General features: G+C 47.0%; 22 protein-coding genes. 7 read left to right on the top strand and 15 right to left on the bottom strand.

Annotation, left to right across the window (positions count from 1 at the left end):
* Window positions 1-4 precede the first annotated feature (4 nt).
* From BCF55_RS05770 to BCF55_RS05790, 5 genes are all read right to left on the bottom strand, one after another.
* On the bottom strand, window positions 5-499 hold the full coding sequence (locus tag BCF55_RS05770) for a prepilin-type N-terminal cleavage/methylation domain-containing protein (RefSeq protein WP_121011301.1): 495 nt from the start codon (window positions 497-499) through the stop codon (window positions 5-7).
* Entirely contained in the window at window positions 489-3,626 is a 3,138-nt protein-coding gene (locus BCF55_RS05775; protein ID WP_121011304.1) for an EAL domain-containing protein, read from the bottom strand. The genes BCF55_RS05770 and BCF55_RS05775 overlap by 11 nt, the downstream gene beginning before the upstream one ends.
* Window positions 3,626-3,910: a type IV pilus modification PilV family protein gene (locus BCF55_RS05780; protein WP_121011307.1), complete on the bottom strand. Its 285-nt coding sequence runs from the start codon at window positions 3,908-3,910 to the stop codon at window positions 3,626-3,628. Before BCF55_RS05780 ends, BCF55_RS05775 begins: the two co-directional genes overlap by 1 nt.
* Window positions 3,894-4,322, bottom strand: a complete 429-nt coding sequence (gspG, locus tag BCF55_RS05785) for a type II secretion system major pseudopilin GspG (RefSeq protein WP_245960435.1) — start codon at window positions 4,320-4,322, stop codon at window positions 3,894-3,896. Before gspG ends, BCF55_RS05780 begins: the two co-directional genes overlap by 17 nt.
* Window positions 4,323-4,471: 149 nt before the next feature.
* On the bottom strand, window positions 4,472-5,341 hold the full coding sequence (locus tag BCF55_RS05790; protein WP_121013159.1) for a class I tRNA ligase family protein: 870 nt from the start codon (window positions 5,339-5,341) through the stop codon (window positions 4,472-4,474).
* Window positions 5,342-5,363: 22 nt separating this feature from the next.
* Between BCF55_RS05790 and kdsB the strand changes: the two genes are divergently transcribed.
* From kdsB to BCF55_RS05810, 4 genes are all read left to right on the top strand, one after another.
* The gene (gene kdsB / locus BCF55_RS05795; protein ID WP_121011313.1) at window positions 5,364-6,077 is read left to right on the top strand and encodes a 3-deoxy-manno-octulosonate cytidylyltransferase; all 714 of its coding nucleotides are present in this window, start codon (window positions 5,364-5,366) and stop codon (window positions 6,075-6,077) included.
* Window positions 6,078-6,174: 97 nt separating this feature from the next.
* Window positions 6,175-6,573 (top strand): hypothetical protein, encoded by a 399-nt coding sequence (locus BCF55_RS05800; protein ID WP_121011316.1) that lies wholly within the window; start codon window positions 6,175-6,177, stop codon window positions 6,571-6,573.
* A 3-nt stretch (window positions 6,574-6,576) separates the two neighbouring features.
* A complete protein-coding gene (locus tag BCF55_RS05805; protein ID WP_121011319.1) occupies window positions 6,577-6,879 on the top strand; it encodes a cupin domain-containing protein in 303 nt (100 codons plus the stop codon).
* Between the two features lie 13 nt (window positions 6,880-6,892).
* On the top strand, window positions 6,893-7,090 hold the full coding sequence (locus BCF55_RS05810; RefSeq protein ID WP_121011322.1) for a DUF542 domain-containing protein: 198 nt from the start codon (window positions 6,893-6,895) through the stop codon (window positions 7,088-7,090).
* Here the strand turns inward: BCF55_RS05810 and BCF55_RS05815 are convergent.
* From BCF55_RS05815 to BCF55_RS05845, 7 genes are read right to left on the bottom strand one after another with little or no spacing between them, the layout of a single operon-like run.
* Window positions 7,085-7,837: a prepilin peptidase gene (locus tag BCF55_RS05815; protein WP_121011325.1), complete on the bottom strand. Its 753-nt coding sequence runs from the start codon at window positions 7,835-7,837 to the stop codon at window positions 7,085-7,087. The genes BCF55_RS05810 and BCF55_RS05815 overlap by 6 nt on opposite strands.
* Window positions 7,837-8,718 carry a protein translocase subunit SecF gene (gene secF / locus BCF55_RS05820; protein WP_121011328.1) on the bottom strand — a complete coding sequence of 294 codons (882 nt, stop codon included), beginning with the start codon at window positions 8,716-8,718 and terminating at the stop codon, window positions 7,837-7,839. The genes BCF55_RS05815 and secF overlap by 1 nt, the downstream gene beginning before the upstream one ends.
* Window positions 8,719-8,726: 8 nt before the next feature.
* On the bottom strand, window positions 8,727-9,329 hold the full coding sequence (gene hpf / locus BCF55_RS05825; protein WP_121011331.1) for a ribosome hibernation-promoting factor, HPF/YfiA family: 603 nt from the start codon (window positions 9,327-9,329) through the stop codon (window positions 8,727-8,729).
* Window positions 9,330-9,355: 26 nt separating this feature from the next.
* On the bottom strand, window positions 9,356-10,954 hold the full coding sequence (locus BCF55_RS05830; RefSeq protein WP_121011334.1) for a molybdopterin-dependent oxidoreductase family protein: 1,599 nt from the start codon (window positions 10,952-10,954) through the stop codon (window positions 9,356-9,358).
* Entirely contained in the window at window positions 10,951-11,763 is an 813-nt protein-coding gene (locus BCF55_RS05835) for an enoyl-ACP reductase FabI (protein ID WP_121011337.1), read from the bottom strand. The genes BCF55_RS05830 and BCF55_RS05835 overlap by 4 nt, the downstream gene beginning before the upstream one ends.
* 39 nt (window positions 11,764-11,802) lie before the next feature.
* Window positions 11,803-12,609 carry a 2-amino-3,7-dideoxy-D-threo-hept-6-ulosonate synthase gene (locus tag BCF55_RS05840; protein ID WP_121011340.1) on the bottom strand — a complete coding sequence of 269 codons (807 nt, stop codon included), beginning with the start codon at window positions 12,607-12,609 and terminating at the stop codon, window positions 11,803-11,805.
* Window positions 12,610-12,613: 4 nt separating this feature from the next.
* A complete protein-coding gene (locus BCF55_RS05845) occupies window positions 12,614-13,309 on the bottom strand; it encodes a TonB family protein (RefSeq protein WP_121011343.1) in 696 nt (231 codons plus the stop codon).
* A 28-nt stretch (window positions 13,310-13,337) separates the two neighbouring features.
* Here BCF55_RS05845 and BCF55_RS05850 point away from each other — a divergent pair, with 28 nt between their 5' ends.
* Both BCF55_RS05850 and BCF55_RS05855 read left to right on the top strand, forming a co-directional pair.
* Window positions 13,338-14,318, top strand: a complete 981-nt coding sequence (locus BCF55_RS05850; RefSeq protein ID WP_121011346.1) for an NAD(P)H-dependent glycerol-3-phosphate dehydrogenase — start codon at window positions 13,338-13,340, stop codon at window positions 14,316-14,318.
* Between the two features lie 137 nt (window positions 14,319-14,455).
* Window positions 14,456-15,151 (top strand): potassium channel family protein, encoded by a 696-nt coding sequence (locus BCF55_RS05855; RefSeq protein ID WP_121011349.1) that lies wholly within the window; start codon window positions 14,456-14,458, stop codon window positions 15,149-15,151.
* Here BCF55_RS05855 and BCF55_RS05860 read toward each other — a convergent pair.
* Window positions 15,148-16,314, bottom strand: a complete 1,167-nt coding sequence (locus BCF55_RS05860) for an HDOD domain-containing protein (protein ID WP_121011352.1) — start codon at window positions 16,312-16,314, stop codon at window positions 15,148-15,150. The two genes, BCF55_RS05855 and BCF55_RS05860, sit on opposite strands and share 4 nt — an antisense overlap.
* Window positions 16,315-16,333: 19 nt before the next feature.
* The gene (rsgA, locus tag BCF55_RS05865) at window positions 16,334-17,221 is read right to left on the bottom strand and encodes a ribosome small subunit-dependent GTPase A (protein ID WP_121011355.1); all 888 of its coding nucleotides are present in this window, start codon (window positions 17,219-17,221) and stop codon (window positions 16,334-16,336) included.
* Window positions 17,222-17,276: 55 nt separating this feature from the next.
* On the opposite strand from rsgA, the gene BCF55_RS05870 reads away from it, so the two are divergent.
* A complete protein-coding gene (locus tag BCF55_RS05870) occupies window positions 17,277-17,603 on the top strand; it encodes a hypothetical protein (protein ID WP_121011357.1) in 327 nt (108 codons plus the stop codon).
* On the opposite strand, the gene BCF55_RS05875 is transcribed toward BCF55_RS05870, so the two are convergent.
* Window positions 17,593-18,174: an anthranilate synthase component II gene (locus BCF55_RS05875; protein ID WP_121011360.1), complete on the bottom strand. Its 582-nt coding sequence runs from the start codon at window positions 18,172-18,174 to the stop codon at window positions 17,593-17,595. The genes BCF55_RS05870 and BCF55_RS05875 overlap by 11 nt on opposite strands.
* Window positions 18,175-18,178: the final 4 nt, after the last annotated feature.

An 18,178-nucleotide genomic window follows, 5' to 3' on the forward strand; every position in this document is an offset into this window, starting at 1 on the left:
AATTTCACCGCAGGAGTGTTTCAAAGAGCATCTCATTTCCCTCAACGGAAACCTTTATCCTGTCGGGTAGTCCATCGTACGTATTAAACTCCCTGTCCCTCTCATAGACCCTTATACTGAAGTCGTGGAAGGTGGCAACCCTCTGAAGCTTATCCTCCTCTATCTCGTCTATCGCTCCGTAAGGATAAGGGAACTCGTAGTAGTAGAGCCTCCCGTCTTTGAATATGTAAGCGCACTTGACCACCCCCCGATAGATGGTTCCTCCGCTCGTTATCATATAGAGGTTGTTGTTCTCTACCCTTATCCTCTTAGCTCCAGTTATCTTCCTCTGTATGTCCCAGAAGAGGGAAGCCTTAAGCTTCAGCCTTTCCGATTCCTCCGTTATACCAAGGCTTGAGTCTATGCCCCTTGAGAAGACCAGGAGGAGGGCGGAGAAGGTCAGTCCGAGGAGGGTGAGGACTACGAGAACCTCTATTAGGGTGAAAGCTCTAACCTTCATCTCTCAGGAGTTCCTCCACCTTTTCCTCCGGCATGGGTCTGGCAAGGTAAAAGCCCTGTGCGTAGGTGCATCCCATTTCCTTTAGTATCCTGAGCTGTTCTTCGGTCTCAACCCCCTCGGCTAAACTCTCCATCCCTATCCTGCCTGCGAACTCAACTATAACCTCCACAAGCGCCCTGTCCCTCTCACTCTCCATCATCCCCCGTATAAAGCCCATGTCTATCTTGACTATGTCCACGGGTAGTTCCTTCAGATAGGCGAGGGATGAGTATCCCGTCCCGAAGTCATCAACGGCGACCTTTGCGAACTCTCTTATCCTGCTTAGAATCCTCTTCGTCCTTTCAACATCTTCAACGAGAAGCCTCTCCGTTATCTCCACAACGAGCTTGCCGGGGAAGTCTTCAGCAAGACCGAAAAGCTTATCCATGAACTCATCGTTCCTGAAACTCCTCGCCGACACGTTCAGGGAGATGGGAACTCTGAACTTCTCAAGGAGTCTCCGAAGCTCTTCCAGGGAGGAGTTCTCAAAATCTCTCAGGAACCTGCTGTTTTCAAGGTAGTCTATGAACTCGGAGGGATAGTGAAGGGTTCCGTCCCTCTCCCTTATCCTTAGGAGGGCTTCCAGACCCGCCACCCCCATGTCCTTGAGCCTGAAGTAGGGCTGAAACTCAAAGACAAAGAGTCTTTCCCTTACGGCTTTTTCTAAAAGGCTCTCCGCCCTCACGAAACCTTCAGCTTTCCTCTCCATCTCCTCATCGTAAAACCTCACCTCGTTCTCTCCTTCCGATTTAGCCGCATGAAGAGCCACAGAAGCCTTCTCGTAAAGTTCGTGGAAGGTTCTACCGTCCGAGGGGAAGATGCTGACCCCCGCGTTCATGCCGAGGGTTAACCTCATGTTTTCAATTTCAACGGGCTGAGCGAGAACCTCCTTTAACTTCTCCGCAACTATGAGAGCGTCTTCCCTCTTTCTCATAGGGTATATAAAGAGGGCGAACTCATCCCCTCCTACCTTCGCGACAAGGTCGTAGTCCCTGAAGGTGTTTCTTAACCTGTTTGCCACTTCCTTCAGAACGGCGTCCCCTACCCTGAAGCCGTAGTTCTTGTTTATGAAAGCCATGTTGTAAAGGTCAAGGACTATGAGGGCTCCCGCTTTCTCTCCCTTCTTAAGGGTTTCGGAAACCTTCAGGGCGAGGTTGCTCAGGTTGAGCAGTCCCGTGAGGGCATCGTAAAACTTGAGCTTCTCAATCTCTTCCGACATCTCCAGCTCGCGGGTTATGTCCCTTCCGACGGAAACGAACCTTTTCTCACCTCCCGGCAGTTCCACGGGGGCGATGGTCTGTTCAATATGGAACAGCTCCCCGTCCTTCTTCCTGTTTACGAAGACCGCATGAAAGCTCTTTCCCGAGAGTATGGTCTCCCAGAGCTTCTTGTAGAAAGCCTCATCGTGTAAGCCCGACTTGAAAACCCTCGGATTTTTACCTATCAGCTCCTCCCTCTCGTACCCGCTTATCCTGCATACGGCGTCGTTCACATAGAGAATATTTCCGTTCCTGTCGGTAACGAGAACCCAGTCGTTGGTCAGCTCAAGAGCTTTAGAAATTATAAGAGCATTCCTGAACTCCCTCATCCTGCTGAGACCGAACTCAATATCTCCTTTCAGCTCCTCCAGAACTTCCCTGTTCTCCTCCTCAAAGAAGTAAGGTTCGGAAGCGTAGAGGTTCAGAACGTAAACCGTCTCACCCTCAACCTGAATGGGTACGGCACAGGAGGAGAGGTAGCCGCGCTTTAGCATCTCCTCCCTCCAGGGTCCCATCGCCGGGTTGCTCTTCGTGTCGGGGTTTATAACTATCCTCCCTTCCCTGAGGGCTGTTCCCGTGGGTCCTCTTCCCTCCGGCACTTCCGGGTTTACGGATATTCTGACCTTCTCAAGGTATCCCTCTTCGTGCCCGCACCTGACCACAGGTCTCACCCACCCATTTTCATCGGGCTTCCCCACCCAGACGAACCTCAGCCCCATCTTCTCGGTCAGGGCTCTGCATATCCTCTCAAAAAGCTCCTCCTCTAAAAGGGATTGGGTTATGGCTTGATTTACCTCTCTGATGAGCTTATAAAGTCCTTCAAGTCTCTTCCTCTTGGTTATGTCTATAACCACCACAAAGCCCGCATACTTCCCCTCGTAGAGTATGGTGCTGGAGAAGACGGAGGTCCAGACCTCTGAGCCGTCCTTCTTCCTGAACTTCAGTTCCCTATGAGTAAAGGTAAACTTCTCACCCGAAAGCCTCTTCCTTATGACCTCCCGTATTCTCTCCCTCTCCTCCTCCGCGACAACTATCTCCGCCGGCTTTCCTAAGAGCTCCTCTCTCTCATAGCCCAGAAGCTCACAGAGGTAGTTGTTCACATAAACAATCCCTTCCTGATATATGAGGATTCCCACCGCCGGGGCGTTCAGGACAGCCATCGCTATATCGTACTCCTCCCATCTTTTGAGAAGCTTCTCAAAGCGTTTCTCAAGCTCAAAAACCTTTTTAATATCCTCCTCGCCGGCGGGAACCACCTTCGGTAGTCTCAGAAGCTTATCCCTGATATCCACGACCCTTTCCCCTTTAACCATAAAGAGGTGGGAGGTTCCTAAGTTAATCCTTTCAATAACCTTCAGCTCTCTTCCTTTCCAGCTCTCAAGGTTCTCCTCATAGACTATCCCGTAATCGGCAACTCCGCTATCTACGAGCTGAAGGGTCTCCTCATGGCTCTCCGTATAGAGAACTCTGATTTTACCGAGGTCTATCCTTTCAAAGGCAAGGAGTCCGTACTTTACCGCTTTAAGGTCGGCGAGGGCTACCGTGTACTCCTCCTTTGGAGGTTCTTTTCCCACGAGGAGGAGCGAATCCTCCTGTTCCCTTATCTTCGCAGCGGGCATGTAGCCCTTCTTATACAGCTCTGCGGCAATACTCGGGCTTGCGTAGTATATGTCAAAGCTTTCCTCAAGCCTCTCCCTCTCCTCCCGGAAGGAGCTAAAGGTTATAAGCTTGACCTCTGATTCTGCTAACTTGCCGAGCTCACGGGTAAACTTTATCCACTTTGCAACACCCTTGTATGTATCGTGGGGGCAGACGGCGAATTCAAGCATCACCTAACTTTATATCGGACGAAGAACACGTCCCTGTAAGTGTAGGTCGTCTCTATTATCCGGGGGAAGTCGGGGAGTTTCTCCTCCCTTACCTCCAGACCCTGGTAGTCGTTCCTCTTTATCTTCCCGTCAAGGTAAAGGAAGTCCCTGAAGGTCTCCTCCGCTTCGGCGAGTCTGCTCCTTGCTACCGAAACGAGCTCTATCAGTGTAGTGAAACCCACGGCTATTATCGTGAGGGCAATTACAACCTCAAGGAGGGTAAACCCCTTAGAGGTTCCAGACATCTATGTCGTCCTCCGTTCCCTCCTCTCCGTCCGGACCCTTAGACCTGAGCTCGTAGGGGTGGTTCACTCCGGGGGATATGTAGATGAAGTCCCTGTCCCAGCCGTCCTTAGGAACCTTATCTAAGTACTTCCTCCACCTCGGAGGTTCGGGAGGAGTGGTGGGCTTTTCAACGAGGGCTTTGAGTCCCTGCTCGGTGGTTGGATACATGCCGTTGTCTAACTTGTACTGTTCTAAGGCGTCCTTGATAGCTTTGAGCTGTATCTTCGTTGTCTCTATCTTCGCCTCGTCCACTCTTCCCGTTATCCTCGGAACTATTATGGCGGCGATGAGACCTAAGATTATGAGGACTACGAGAACCTCTATGAGGGTAAAGCCCTTTTGCTTGTATTTATCTTCAAGGCTCTTCTCTATCCTTTTAGCAAACTTGTTGTAAACCGCCTGGGACACCAAGACCACTATAACCAGAAAAGGAATACCTATAAGTGCTGCAAGTATCAGAACCTTTAACAACCACAGTATCCATGCCCACAGGGTTATGTCCTGTTCCATAACCGCCTCCTTTATCCCAGAACTATGTTTATGAGTTTGTTCTTTACGTATATAAACTTCTTAATCTCTTTCCCGTCAAGGTAACTTCTAACCTTCTCATCGCTCAAGGCTATCCTCCTTGCCGTTTCCTCATCGGCATTGAAAGGCACCCTAATCCTTGTCCTGAGCTTACCGTTCACCTGAACAGGGACCTCCAGCTCCTCAACCTGCAGAGCTTTCTCATCAGGCTCCGGTATTGACTGAAGAGCTATGAGCTCCTCGTGTCCTAACCTCTGCCAGAGCTCCTCCGATAGGTGAGGTGCGATAGGTGCCAGCAAGAGTAGGAGAGTATCTATGCCCTCTTTTAACACCTTCCTGTCGGTTTCGTCCTCAGGCTCAAAATCTGAGAGCTCATTAAAGAGCTTCATTATCTTCGCTATCGCTGTATTCAGTTGGTATCGCTTCTCCATGTCCGTCAGGTAGTCTGCTATAGTCTGGTGCACAGCTCTCCTGAGTTCTCTGGCTTTCCCTTTCAGGTTGGCGAGCTCTTCCCTCGTGTAGGCAACCTCCCTGAGCCACTCTTCCCTATTAATTACAAAATTCCAAAGCCTGTTCAGGAACCTGTAAGCACCCTGTATGCCTTCGTCGGTCCACTCAAAATCCTGCTCAGGTGGGGCAGCGAACAGGATATAAAGCCTGACAGTGTCCGCTCCGTAACGTTCAACAGCCTCCTCAGGGTCAACCACATTCCCCTTTGATTTGGACATCTTTGCTGTTTCACCTATCTCGGACTCAAGCTTCTTCAAGAGTCTCTCATCGTCTATACCGAGCTTTTGCAAAAGAAGGACGATGTTGTCTCCCACGGAAAGCTGGTTCGCTTTCAAAAACTCGCTAATCTTCATCAAGGATACAATTATATCAGCCATGAAAAGGGCTATAGTAATTCCTGCCCGTTTAGCCTCCACCCGGCTCCCCAGGAAACCGCTGAAGGATATTGCCGGAAAACCCCTCATAAGATGGGTGGTTGAAGGGTGTCTAAAAACGGGAGAGAAGGTAATACTGGCAACAGACAGCGAGGAGGTAAAGGAGGCTGTATCAGGGCTGGGTGTTGAGGTTGTTATGACCCCTTCCGAACTTCCCTCCGGCTCAGACAGGGTAGCCCATGTGATTGAAAAAAGTGACATTGAGCTGGTGATAAACTATCAGGGAGACGAGCCTTTTGTATATCCAGAGGATGTAAAGAGGGTGTTTGATGAGCTTATAAGAGGGGAAGAGGTGGTAACCCTTGGAAAACACGATAAGACCTGTTACGAGAGTAGCTCAAATGTAAAGGTCGTTCTTGACAGGAGAGGCTATGCTCTTTACTTCTCAAGAGCTCCTATACCCTATTTCAGAGAGGCTAATGAGAACCTTTACCCCATAAAACATATAGGTATATACGGTTTCAGAAGAGGAACTCTTTTGGAATTTGTAAAGCTACCCCAGACTACCTTAGAAAGAACAGAGGGGCTTGAACAGCTGAGACTTCTGGAAAACGGATACAGGATAAAGGTCCTTCTGACAGAGAACTTCTACCACGGCGTTGATACGGAGGAGGACCTAAAACTTGTGGAGAGAGTCCTCAAACGTCAAAAATAAAAGCAACAGACAATTGGATTATCAACACCTTTACAGGTATCTATGATAGTAATCATTTACATATCTACGGAGGGGTTTTTATATAAAATTATCTGAGATGAACCCGCTGACGAAATTGAACTTGCTCCTGAGTTTTCTGTACCTGCTTATAGGAAGCTCTCTGGGTCTTATGCTCGGCTTTGAACCCGCACGAAACTTTCTATACTCGTTGAAAGGCATTCCATCTTACGCCCACGCTCATATACAGCTTGTTGGGTTCGTTACCCAGATGATAGTTGGAGTTACATACCATATAATCCCGATGTTAACCAGGGGAAAAGTTTACAGCTTCAGGCTGGGTTACTTACATACAGCTCTGCTGAATGTCGGTCTTGCGCTCCAAATTTACGGGTTTCTGTCCGGTAATCCCTACTTCAAAGCCCTGGGTTCCCTGATTTTGTTCTTGGCAATTTTAATGTATATCTTCAACATCTTAAAAAGCGGAGTCTGGAGGTGAATCATGAAACATAGCCTTTCAAGCTTTTTTCCCACATCCTCTCAGTTAAAGAAGGCTCTCCTGGTAGATTCCAAGGAGGCAAGGGTTATAGTGTTCTCTATGCCTGCAGGCAGTGAGATACCGGCTCACACAAGTCCTGCCAGAGTGCTTCTATACTGTGCCAAGGGAAGCGGTAAGTTTCTCAAAGGTGAGGAATGGATAGAGGTAGAGGAGGGAGACCTCGTCCCCTGTGAACCGCTGGAGCCTCACGGAATGAAAGCCGACAAGGACATGGTGGTCATGGCGGTGATAGCACCTGCACCTTGAAAGGAGGTGGAATATGATAGACAGGAACATGACCGTTAACGAGCTTTTAAGGAAGTTTCCCCAGGTGCAGTCTGTGCTTGACAGGTACTACATAGATTACTGCTGTGGAGGACACAGAACTCTGGAGGAAGCTGCCAAGGAACACAACTTCAATCTTGATGAGTTCATTAAAGAGGTTGAAGGCAAGATAGAGGAAAGCGGCAGTTCATAAGGGTAATAGGAAGCTCATAATCTCGCTTTTAAAAAGGACTCCTACGAAACACCCTAAGGAGAGAAAGGGTCCAAAGGGTATAACAAACTGAACGTTTTTGTTCCTCACTATGGAAGGCAGTGCAAATAGAAGACCAAATAAACTCCCAAGGAACAGAGCTGAGAACACTCCGTAAACCCCAGTTACAGAGCCTATCAAGGTGAGAAGCTTCACATCCCCGAAACCAAGCCCCTCCATCTTCCTTACTTTTACGTAGTAAAGGTATACAAATGCGGGTATAAGGAAACCAACTATCGCACCCAAAAAGCTCTGGGATACGGTTATGTCGGAACGAAAGAAGGAGCTGCCAAGACCAAGGACTATACCCGGCAGAGTGATAAGGTCTGGAATTATGAAAAATTTTAAGTCAATAAGGGAAGCCACCATGAGAGCTGAGAAGAAGGCAAAATATACCAGGGCATCAAGGCTCAAGCCCCACTTGAAGTAAGAATAAAGAGCGAGGAGTCCTGAGGAGAGCTCAACGAGAGGGTACTGGAGGGATATCCTTGCACCACAGCTTCTGCATTTTCCCCTCAAAAGCAGAAAGGAGATGAGGGGTATGTTGTCGTACCACCTTATCCTCTCCTTACACTCAGGGCAATGAGAAGAGGGAAAGACAACGGAGACATTTCTGGGAAGCCTGTAAATAAGCACGTTGTAAAAGCTCCCCAGGGTTATACCGAAAAGGAATACAACCAGATAGTCCATCAGGCTGTCTCTTCCTGAGATTCCTCTCTCCTGAGCCTTATAAATCTACCCATATCAAGAACAAAGGAGCTTGCCACAAACACCGATGAGAAAGTTCCAACCACGACACCTACAACAAAGGCAAACATTATGTTGGAAAGAGCGTATCCTCCGAGTATGAATAGGGTAAAGGCTGTGACGAAGGTTGTAAGCGAGGTCATTATCGTCCTGGAAAGGGTCTGGTTAATGGATATATCCATGACCTCCTCAAGGGGCAGGGTCTTCCTGAGACGAAGGTTTTCCCTTATCCTGTCAAATATCACAACTGTATCGGCAACGGAGTACCCCGCTACTATGAGCAAAGCCGAAACCACCTCAAGGTTAACCTCTCTGTACGTCAGGGAGTAAGCTCCCAGGACTATAAGAACGTCATGGACCAGAGCGAGGAGTGCACCGACCCCCCACACAGGTTGAAAACGGAAGGCAAGGTAAAGCAATATACCGCCCAGGGCGGTGAGTATGGCAAGGACGGCTTTTTCACGGAGTTCCTCGCTTATTACACCTCCTATCCTTTCCTCCCTCACCAGTTCGTATTTCCCAAACTTCTTTACCGCATCCTTTACAGCCTGGTAACTCTCTCCCTCCCTGACCTTTACTATGTAAGTTCCCTCCTTTGTCTCCTGAACAAGGAAGGACTCAATCCCGGCTTCCTTTATAGCCCTTCTGAGATCACCCGTCCCAGGCTTTTTCTCAAACCTCAGCTCAATAACCCTTCCACCGGTGAAATCAAGTCCAAGGTTTAACCCTTTGTAATAAAGAAGGAAAAGACTCCCAAGAACCAACAGGAGTGAAACAAAGTAAGATATGAAACGGTAGCGGAGAAACCTGAACCTGTACTCCATACCCTTTCCTATGAGAACTTACACTTAGTGTTTATAAGCCCGAAGTTGCCTCCTTTCTTCCTGTAGACGATCCTGAGGTTCCCGGTTTCTATATCAAGGAACGGGAGGAAAAAGGCATGGCTCTGCTCAAGTTCAAACAGCGCGTCTTCAACACTCATGGGTTTATCAAGTACAAGCTCTTCCTCCACTATAAGAGGCTTCTCCCTTTCCTCAGGTGCTATTGGCTCGGGAGCATGCATCTGCTCCTTTATCTTCGCAGACACTCGCCTCTGTTCAAGCCTTCTCTGCTTGAGTTTTATAAGCTGCCTTTCTATCTCGTCAAGAACCTGATCAAGGGCTGTAAATACGTCTATATCCTCCTCCCAGGCATGAATTGAGCCATGGGGGATATTCTTCAGGTACATATGCATATCAACCCTGTAAACAATGGGTTTGCTGTCCCCTGCAAAATCCTTATGTCTTGAACGTACAGCAGAAATGGAGACTATTATCTCTACCTGGTCTTCTCCCGCTTCCTTCAGGTACCTGTCAAAACGCTTAAGCTTGCCCTCAATAAAACTTTTCATCGCGTCCGTTATCTGGACGTCAACGCCTCTGAACTCAATGTTCATACCTTTACCTCCGTGTTTTTATTATTTTAACCGTACTCTTCTATTCTAAAAGCAGGGTTCTTCAAAAGTTTACCAGGTCTGGTTCCCGGATTGAAGGGCTGGCTTTCCTCATAGGAGTTGGGCACGAATATCACATCATCGGCTATGTTGCTGTTCTTCTTCACCTTCAGTTTTGTCCCTCTTATCTCTATCTCTTCCTTAACCCCTAACCTTTCCATGGTTTTACTGTTCATATAAGCTAACTGCTGACTCTCCATATCATGAGTCCATACGTTCCAGTGCCCAATTTCATCAACAAGCGTGTTATCACATAGCACGTAAATGCCTCTGTCCTCAACCTCATACAAGTTAAACTCCCCTTCCCACTCCTCTATGTAGGGTATATCTACGTCCGCTCCACCTTCTGCCTCTCTCACCTCCTCTAACCCTAACCCAAGCTCATTAAGAAATTCCTCTATGTCCCTTCCATTACCAAGGAGTTCGTGCGGGGCAAAGGAATTCTCAATGGAGGGGAGAACCTGAGGAGAGTAGGCAACCAAGCCGAAACCGTTTTTATAAGGGAAGAACTCTCTCTCTGCAAAGAGTTTAACAGGTATAACGAGGTCTACATTGTTTGCCGTAAGGTTAGGGAAGAGGGTAAGGTGGACGGTTCTCTTTTCCTTAAGCTTGTTTAGGAGGGTTTCATCCATGAACATTGCAGGGTTACCTGTAAGGAGCAGGCTATCAAAGTCTGTGAATTCTTTTAAAAACTCCTCAAGACCTTTAGCTTTGAGGGGAGACACGTTCCCAACTATACTGTAGTTAACCCTTACCTTATCTCTTATTCTCTTCAGAGCGCTTAGTACGTTGCCTCTCCATCTACTTCTTAATAGGGTTTCTCCTATGAGGATAAGGCTCTCCTTTACCAGGGATATAGATTTTGCGAGTCTTTCAATCTCCTCTTTGAACATCAGCTCCTTGTCCTTTCCCTCTATGTAGTCTGCCAGTTCCTCAATGAACCTTACCACAAGGGAAGGTTTTACAAGAATTCTCCTGCTTGCCTTTGCAGAGGTTGTACCGTATCTGGAAGAAACAGCTACTATATAGGAGGAGCGCTCAAAGGCGTCAACAAGCCAGCGGGTTGCCATTACCTCTGTGAACACCGTCTCACATTCAAGGGCAAGTATAACCCTCTGCTCCCTCCACTCCTGCGGTCTGAGGGTTGTAGCCCTGAAAGGTAAATAAAGGGAATCCGTATAGACGTGCTCGGTAAAGCCAACCGCTGAAACGTAATCCTTGAGGTCGGAAAATCTATCCAAGAATACAGCGACCCTTCCCTTTAAATTTCTATTTAGCCATTCAAGGGCGTCCTTTTGATCTATCTCCTTGTAGTTTCCTCCGTCTCTTAGGATAGCTTTCCTCAGCCTGAGTGGGTTCTTGGGTGTCTCCTGAATCAGGGTTAAACCCTTTGTACAGAAACTCCCTATACCGTTAGGGTCATGGGGATGCCCGTAAAGGTCAACGAGGTCTTCCCCTTTAAGGTAAGCTATGTATCCGCAAGCGCATCCACACCCGGCGCACACACCACAACGCTCGCAGTCAAAATCCTTTACCGTAAGGGGTACGTTTGTTGGTTTCAGGCTCACTTCTTGAAGACCCCTTCCTTTATCTCTTCCTCCCTTCCAAAGACTCCCATTATATGGTAGCCGTTGTCAACGTGTATTACCTCACCTGTAACACCTCTTGACCAATCACTGCACAGGTAAACCGCGGTGTCACCCACGTCTTCTATGGTTATGGGTTTACCGAAGGGATTAACCTTGGTGGTGTGCTCCATGAGAAGGTGGAAGCCGGTTATACTGTATGCAGCAAGGGTTTTCACAGGCCCAGCAGATATCGCGTTTATCCTGTGTCCATACTTAGCTATATCGTAAGCGAGATACCTGACCGTGCTCTCAAGGGCAGCCTTCGCTATACCCATAACGTTGTAATGAGGAACCACCTTCTCAGCTCCGTAATAGGATAAGGTCACTATTGACCCTTTCCTACCTTCCATAAGGGGTAGAAGTTCCCTTGTCATGGCTATCAGTGAGTACACGGATATATCCATGGCTACCTTGAAGCCATCCCTGCTTGTGTCTATAACCCCACCCTTAAACTCTTCCTTCGGAGCGTAAGCTATAGAGTGCACTATTATGTCAAGCTCCCCCCAATTCTCCTTTAAAAACTTCCTAAGGTTGGTTATGTCCTCATCAAGGGAAACGTCACACTTCACGGTAAGCTTGCTCCCGAACTCCTTTGCAACCTCCTCTACCCTCTTTTTGAGCTTATCGTTTGCGTATGTGAAGGCAAGTTCGGCTCCCTCCCTATGGAAAGACTCGGCTATTCCGTATGCTATGCTCTTTTCGTTAGCTATTCCTGTAATCAAAGCCTTCTTTCCTTCCAGAAGTCCCATTTAATACCTCCTAAAAAAACTTAATTGATACAAGGATATCTATGTTTGAGTTTGACCCAATATTTCCAAAGCCTCCTCAACACTACCACCTTCGTGGACTATCTTTGCCATAGCGCGAACCATAAGACCTGGGTCCTTAGCCTGAAATATATTCCTCCCTATAGAAAGACCAGAGGCTCCAGCCCTTATCGCGCCGTGAACCATCTCAAGAACGTCCCTTTCGGACTTCATCTTGGGTCCTCCCGCTATAACCACAGGTATGGGGGAGCCTTCGGTTGCAAGCCTGAAGCTTTCAGGGTCTCCCGAATAGGGAACCTTTACTATGTCTGCACCCAGTTCGGCTCCTATCCTTGCACAATGGGCGACAACCTTTGGATCGTACTGATTCTCAATCTTTGGACCTCTTCCATAGACCATAGCAAGAAGAGGCATCTGCCATTCTTCACAGGCTCTGGAGATAATACCGAAATCCCTGAGCATGTCTCTTTCCATATCTGCACCGATGTTTACGTGGATTGAGACGGCATCTGCACCCAGTCTTATCGCCTCTTCAACGGAACAAACCAAAACCTTATCATTCTTTGAAGGAGATAGGTCTGTGGAAGCGGAGAGGTGTACTATCAAACCTATATCCTTTCCTCCACCTCTGTGTCCAGCCCTGACCATTCCCTTGTGAAGAACAACCGCATTGGCTCCTCCCTCGGCAACCTTATCCACGGCGACTTTTATATCCTTTATCCCCTCTATGGGTCCAGAGCTTACACCGTGGTCCATCGGAACGATTATCGTCCTTCTTGTATTTCTGTTCATTATCCTCTCAAGCCTGACCACCTTACCTATGTTCATACGATTAACCTCCTCGGAAGCTGAAGGTTATTTCTCCCACTTGAACTTCTTCATCTTCAACCTTCTCAAACCTAATCCCTCTAACGTAAGTTAGCAGAGTATTATCTATATTAACATTTCCGCTCCTCTGAAGTAAGAGGGCTTTAACCACCCTCCCCTCCGGGGAGACCCATATTCTGACTCTGACAGCACTGGGGAACTCTGTTGATATAAGTTCCGGAGCCGGAGGCGTGTAAACTATACTCCTTGAACCTCCTTTTATCCTGACCTCCTTTCCCGTAAGCACAGCCGATAGAGAACCAACCTCCTTCTTTTTTGTTTCCCGTTTTTTTAGCCGACTTTCTATCTTTTTCTCCAGGGCTGAGAGTACAGAAACGTCTTCCTCCCTCTGAACCGGTACCTTGACGTCTCCTTTCTCGTGGGCTTTTGTAACTGTAGCTCCAACTTTCCTCTCTTTACCTACACCTTTCTTTTCCCTGGATATAGTCTTCCTCGCTTCCGACTTTGCCTCCACAACAGAGCGCTGCTTACGAGGCTTAGCGACCTCAACCTCCTTTATGTCAACCACTCTCAGAGGGTATATCTCAGGCACCTCTTTAACTTTAACGATAAAGACTGTGGTCAAAAGGGAAAGCAGGAGCAGGTTTATCAGTATTGATATAATCCAGTAAAGAGCTTCCTCCACCGCAGTCTTTAACATATTTGTTCAAATAGTATAATCCTAAGACATGAGGTTTGCTGTCATAGGAGGTGGACGCTGGGGGACAGCCTTGGGAGTGCACCTTGGGCGCAACGGAAATGAAGCCCTAATCTACGACATAAACGAGGAAACGGTGGGAAAGATAAATCAGGGAATACACCCCTATACGGAGGGGGTAAGAATACCAGAAGGTGTCAGAGCAACAACCTCAATACACAATGTGGAAGATTATGAGAATCTCGTGTGCGCCCTTCCAACCCAAACTGTGAGAAGCGTATTCTCCCAGATAAATCTCAAAGGCAAGAGGGTAATAAATGCTTCAAAGGGACTTGAGCTTAAAACTTTTAAGAGGGTTTCCCAGATAATAAAGGAGATAGAACAGGAGTGTAACGTTTTCGCTCTGTCGGGTCCGTCCTTTGCCGAAGAAGTGTCCAAGGGGTTGCCCACGGCGGTAGTCTTGGCTTACGAGCAAGATGAAGAGGGGGCTCATCAGCTCCAAAGGGCTATAAACAGTGAAAACTTCAGGGTTTACCTGAATCCGGACATAGTGGGTGTGGAGCTGGGAGGAGCTCTGAAAAATGTTATCGCCATCGCCTGTGGTATCTCCGATGGGTTGGGATTTGGTTACAATGCCCGTGCTGCTCTAATCACCAGAGGCTTAGTTGAGATGACCAGGATAGGCGTGAGGCTCGGAGCAAAGAAGGAAACCTTTTTTGGTCTGTCCGGGGCTGGGGACCTTATACTTACATCAACCTCAGACCTCTCAAGGAACAGAACCTTTGGTTTTTTACTCGGTAAAGGGTTAAGCCCTGAAAAAGCCCTCAAGGAAATCGGTCAGGTTGTGGAGGGCGTAAAGACAGCCGAGGCTTTAAAAGAGCTTACAGACAGGGAGGGTATATACGCACCTATAACCGAGGCAGTTTACAGGGTAATCATTCGTCGTGAGGAGTTGAAGGGGGTTCTTCGGGAGATGCTTCTCCGTTCTCCTGGGGAGGAGTTTTCTCTATAAGCTCTCCGTAGTAAAAGTACTCCCCACACCCATCACACCTCCAGATACCTCCACCGCAGCATTCCACTATCTCAAGGGGGTATCCACATAAAGGACAGCACTCCATGCCGATATAAGAGAATATAGGTTAGTTAAAGATGCTTGGGAATACAACAGGTCACACCATATTGATTGGTCTGGACAGAAGTAGCTTCGCCATGGTAGAAACCCTTCAGAGTTTCGGTGAGAGTGTGGTAGCCATAGAAACAGATGAGGAGAAGATTAAAGTCTTTAAAGAGTTCTTCCCTCATGTTCCAATTATAAAGGGAAGTCCAAAAGGGGAAGAAATCCTTGAACGTGCAGGAATAAGGGGTGCTAAAAGACTTCTTGTAAACACACCTTCGGATGAGGACAATGCTATCATCACAGCAATAGCAAGGACTATGAACCCGAGTATATTTATATCTTCACGAGTTATAAAACGGGAAAGCGAAGGTAAGCTCAGGGAAGCAGGGGCAAACCAAACCTATAGCCTTGAAGATATGAGCGGTAGAGCCGCGGTATTATCCACTGTGAAACCAGACATATCAAGGTTTATATCCGAGATATTGCTCTCTGAGAATACACCTTACATGATAGATTCCTTTGAGATAGGAAAGCACTCTCCAGTGGTTGGGAGGAGGCTTGAAGAATTCTATAATGCGGAAGTCTTTGGTATTCTGTTGGCTGTTGTAAAAGGGAACCGCTTACTGGTAAACCCTCCCAGAAGGACGGAGTTGCTGGTAGGTGACAGACTGATAGTCCTGGGTAGTCTTGAGCAGATAGAGAACCTGCTTAGTACAATAGGAGCTTAGGCAAGAAAGGTTTTTACACTTTCCTGGGCGTAATTGATATGCTCCTCAAGCTCCTCCTTGTCTATCCCTAAGGTCTTTGCAAACTCATAAACCTCTCCTCCGTCCATGAGGTCTATCAGCTTCAGATAAGGTTCAAGTCTCTTGTCTCCGTAAAGGTTCTTGATCTCTTCAGGAAGCTGCATGGAGTTGAAAAAGACCTCCGGTCTTACACCAAAGGCTGAAGGCATTTTGTAGAAGAGTCCCACAAAGAAGAGTTCATCCTTTGGTATACCTTGCAGATTTTTAGAAAAGCTTTCCAGTAAAAAGGCGTTGCTCAACATCTTCCTTATAAATTCTATGAAGCTTGGATCTTGTCCAAAAAACTGGGACATCCAGACCGCTATTAGGAATTTTTTCAAATTTTCAAGCCCAAGGTAGTTTATGGCGTTCTTTATAGACTCTATCTCCTTCCTGTGAGGGAAAAGTGGAGAGTTAACGTACTGAAGTAGCTTGGTTACAAGAGCCGGGTCTCCCTTTATAGTTTGAGTCAGAGAGTCAACGGAAGCTTCCTCTGAAAGCATAGATATAAGTCTTGACACAGCTCCCTGCATGTGTTTTAGAGAATTTATAATGAGAACATCCTCATACTCGCCTTCACAGAAGAAGTCAAAGCCCTCAACGTCTAAGCTCTCAGAGCATCCTATGGTGAGCTTACCTTCCAAGTGCACAGGCTCATCTTCAGAATATACGTAGGTTATATACTCAGAAAAGGTGTTGAATACCTCCCTGTTGCTTGAAAGCAACCTCTTATGTATAGAGAACAAAAATCCATTGTCCTGATAGTAGCCGAATAACTCTTTGAGGGCATTCAGGTGCTTTGAAGTCAAAGCCTTTCTGGGAAGTGTCAGATTGAGTATGAACTTTGTACCGTTAAGAACGTCTATTACGGACTTTGATACGAGCATATCCACGGGAATATCCACCAGCCCCCTTCTGCTCCCGAGCAGCTTCTCCTCAACCTCAGGAGAATAATTGGCAACGAGATGGAGTATAAGGCTATTTACGTCTACGGGCTCTCTTTCCTCTTCCCACTTGTCAATCCATACCTTATAGAAGGATATATCTCCAGCACTGTCTCTTATATTCTGCCTCTTAAATATAAAAGAACTAAGCTTTACCTCCATTTCCAACCCCTTCTAAAATTTAACCGCATATCTCACTCAGCTCTTCCAGGTATTCCCTGAGCATCTTCAGGTAGCTTTTATATCTTTCGCAACTTATCTCACCCTTTTTAACAGCCTCTTTGACCCCACATCCCGGTTCTTTAACGTGAAGACAGTCTGGATACCTGCACTCGTACCTTAGAAACTCTCTAAAGTAATTCTTTACACTCTTTCGGCTTACAAACTGCAAAACCTCAACCCGAGAGAAGCCCGGTGTGTCCCCGATAAAGGAGTTTTTCCCAAAAGGTATAAGCTTCACGCCCGTAGTGGTATGCTTTCCTCTCTGGGTTTTCTCGCTTATCTCTCCTATCCTGAGCTCTTCACCTGTAAGGTACTTAAGTATGGTGCTCTTGCCCACACCGGATGGTCCAGCAAGTATGCAGATATCACCTTCAACAAGTTCAACAACTTCCTCAATACCCTTTCCAGTTTTAGCACTGACATGAACGACCTCATACCCAGCCTTGGAGTATAGCTCGCTCCACCTTTCAAGCTCTCCTCTGCCCTCCTCATCAAGGAGGTCAGTCTTGTTGAATACCACAACAGGCTCACAACCCACATGGTCATACACAACGAGCAAGCTGTCAAGAAGGTAGTTATCAAACTCTGGTTTCTGAATTGTCATTACACATATAACCCTGTCCACATTGGCGATAGGGGGTCTTATGAGAATGTTTTTTCTCTCTTCCACTTCCTCTATCGCAAAGGTTTCGGCATCAACTATATTTCCCAGAACTCTATCCCCTGCATATATTTTGGTCCTCTTCAGGAGCTTTCCCCTGGGGATTCCTTTAAAGGTCTTCCCCACAGATGGAACGTAAACTCCTATCAGCTGGGCGACTCTCTCTATGACTAAGCCTTTTTCCACCTCAGTTTTTATTCTATACTTGACTGGAAAAGACCCTTTGCACAAGATACTTTTGATGCTTGATAAGTCAGAACTGGATGAGGAACTCCTCAGGGAAATAGCAAGTGTAAGCGGTGGTTATGGAGCCAAGATAGAGAAGTGTATGAAGGAGATGGAGAGGATAGAGAGGGCGGTACGTTATCTCAAAAAGAGGATAGAGAGAACCAGCGGGACTCCTGTCTTCTCAATAAAACTATCGGTTAGATTGAGAAAGAAGTTTTTCAAGCTGAAGGAAGAGGCTCTTGAGCAAAGAAGGTATCTAATCATATACAGGGAAGCTCTGGGGCTTTTAAAACACAGGGAAGTCTTTGAGATATACAACTTAGAGAGGTTTAAACTCTGACGGTGCAAACTTCAAGGAAATTCCTGAGTATGTCCATTCCGTGCTCTGAAAGAACAGACTCTGGATGGAATTGAACTCCAAACACCGGATACTCAACGTGCTGGATTCCCATAACCTCTTCATCCTCAGACCAGGCTGTAACTTTTAAAACTTCAGGAATACTGTTTCTGTCTATAACCAGGGAGTGATACCTTACGGCTGTGAACGGGCTTGGGATACCTTTGAATACGCCTTCACCCGTATGGTAAATCTTAGATACTTTACCATGCATAAGTCTCTTCGCTCTTACGATACTACCTCCGAAAGCTACCCCTATTGATTGATGTCCAAGGCATACACCCAAGATAGGCAGTTTCCTATAGAAGCTCTTTACAAGCTCAACGGATATACCAGCTTCAGCCGGTGTACACGGACCTGGAGATATAAGGATACCTTCCGGATGTATATCCTCCACCTCCTGCAGGGTTATCTGATCGTTTCTCTTTACCACAGTTTCAGCCCCCAGTGAGCCAAGGTACTGCACAAGGTTGTAGGTAAAGGAATCGTAGTTGTCTATTACAAGTATCCTCATATGA

Source organism: Hydrogenivirga caldilitoris, from assembly GCF_003664005.1.
Classification (GTDB): Bacteria; Aquificota; Aquificia; order Aquificales; family Aquificaceae; genus Hydrogenivirga; species Hydrogenivirga caldilitoris.

Coding starts and splice junctions, on each gene's coding strand:
- BCF55_RS05770 (WP_121011301.1), bottom strand. CDS start 499: ATGAAGGTTAGAGCTTTCACCCTAATAGAGGTTCTCGTAGTCCTCACC.
- BCF55_RS05775 (WP_121011304.1), bottom strand. CDS start 3,626: ATGCTTGAATTCGCCGTCTGCCCCCACGATACATACAAGGGTGTTGCA.
- BCF55_RS05780 (WP_121011307.1), bottom strand. CDS start 3,910: ATGTCTGGAACCTCTAAGGGGTTTACCCTCCTTGAGGTTGTAATTGCC.
- BCF55_RS05790 (WP_121013159.1), bottom strand. CDS start 5,341: ATGAAGATTAGCGAGTTTTTGAAAGCGAACCAGCTTTCCGTGGGAGAC.
- kdsB (WP_121011313.1), top strand. CDS start 5,364: ATGAAAAGGGCTATAGTAATTCCTGCCCGTTTAGCCTCCACCCGGCTC.
- BCF55_RS05800 (WP_121011316.1), top strand. CDS start 6,175: ATGAACCCGCTGACGAAATTGAACTTGCTCCTGAGTTTTCTGTACCTG.
- BCF55_RS05805 (WP_121011319.1), top strand. CDS start 6,577: ATGAAACATAGCCTTTCAAGCTTTTTTCCCACATCCTCTCAGTTAAAG.
- BCF55_RS05810 (WP_121011322.1), top strand. CDS start 6,893: ATGATAGACAGGAACATGACCGTTAACGAGCTTTTAAGGAAGTTTCCC.
- BCF55_RS05815 (WP_121011325.1), bottom strand. CDS start 7,837: ATGGACTATCTGGTTGTATTCCTTTTCGGTATAACCCTGGGGAGCTTT.
- secF (WP_121011328.1), bottom strand. CDS start 8,718: ATGGAGTACAGGTTCAGGTTTCTCCGCTACCGTTTCATATCTTACTTT.
- hpf (WP_121011331.1), bottom strand. CDS start 9,329: ATGAACATTGAGTTCAGAGGCGTTGACGTCCAGATAACGGACGCGATG.
- BCF55_RS05835 (WP_121011337.1), bottom strand. CDS start 11,763: ATGGGACTTCTGGAAGGAAAGAAGGCTTTGATTACAGGAATAGCTAAC.
- BCF55_RS05840 (WP_121011340.1), bottom strand. CDS start 12,609: ATGAACATAGGTAAGGTGGTCAGGCTTGAGAGGATAATGAACAGAAAT.
- BCF55_RS05845 (WP_121011343.1), bottom strand. CDS start 13,309: ATGTTAAAGACTGCGGTGGAGGAAGCTCTTTACTGGATTATATCAATA.
- BCF55_RS05850 (WP_121011346.1), top strand. CDS start 13,338: ATGAGGTTTGCTGTCATAGGAGGTGGACGCTGGGGGACAGCCTTGGGA.
- BCF55_RS05855 (WP_121011349.1), top strand. CDS start 14,456: ATGCTTGGGAATACAACAGGTCACACCATATTGATTGGTCTGGACAGA.
- BCF55_RS05860 (WP_121011352.1), bottom strand. CDS start 16,314: ATGGAGGTAAAGCTTAGTTCTTTTATATTTAAGAGGCAGAATATAAGA.
- BCF55_RS05870 (WP_121011357.1), top strand. CDS start 17,277: ATGCTTGATAAGTCAGAACTGGATGAGGAACTCCTCAGGGAAATAGCA.
- BCF55_RS05875 (WP_121011360.1), bottom strand. CDS start 18,174: ATGAGGATACTTGTAATAGACAACTACGATTCCTTTACCTACAACCTT.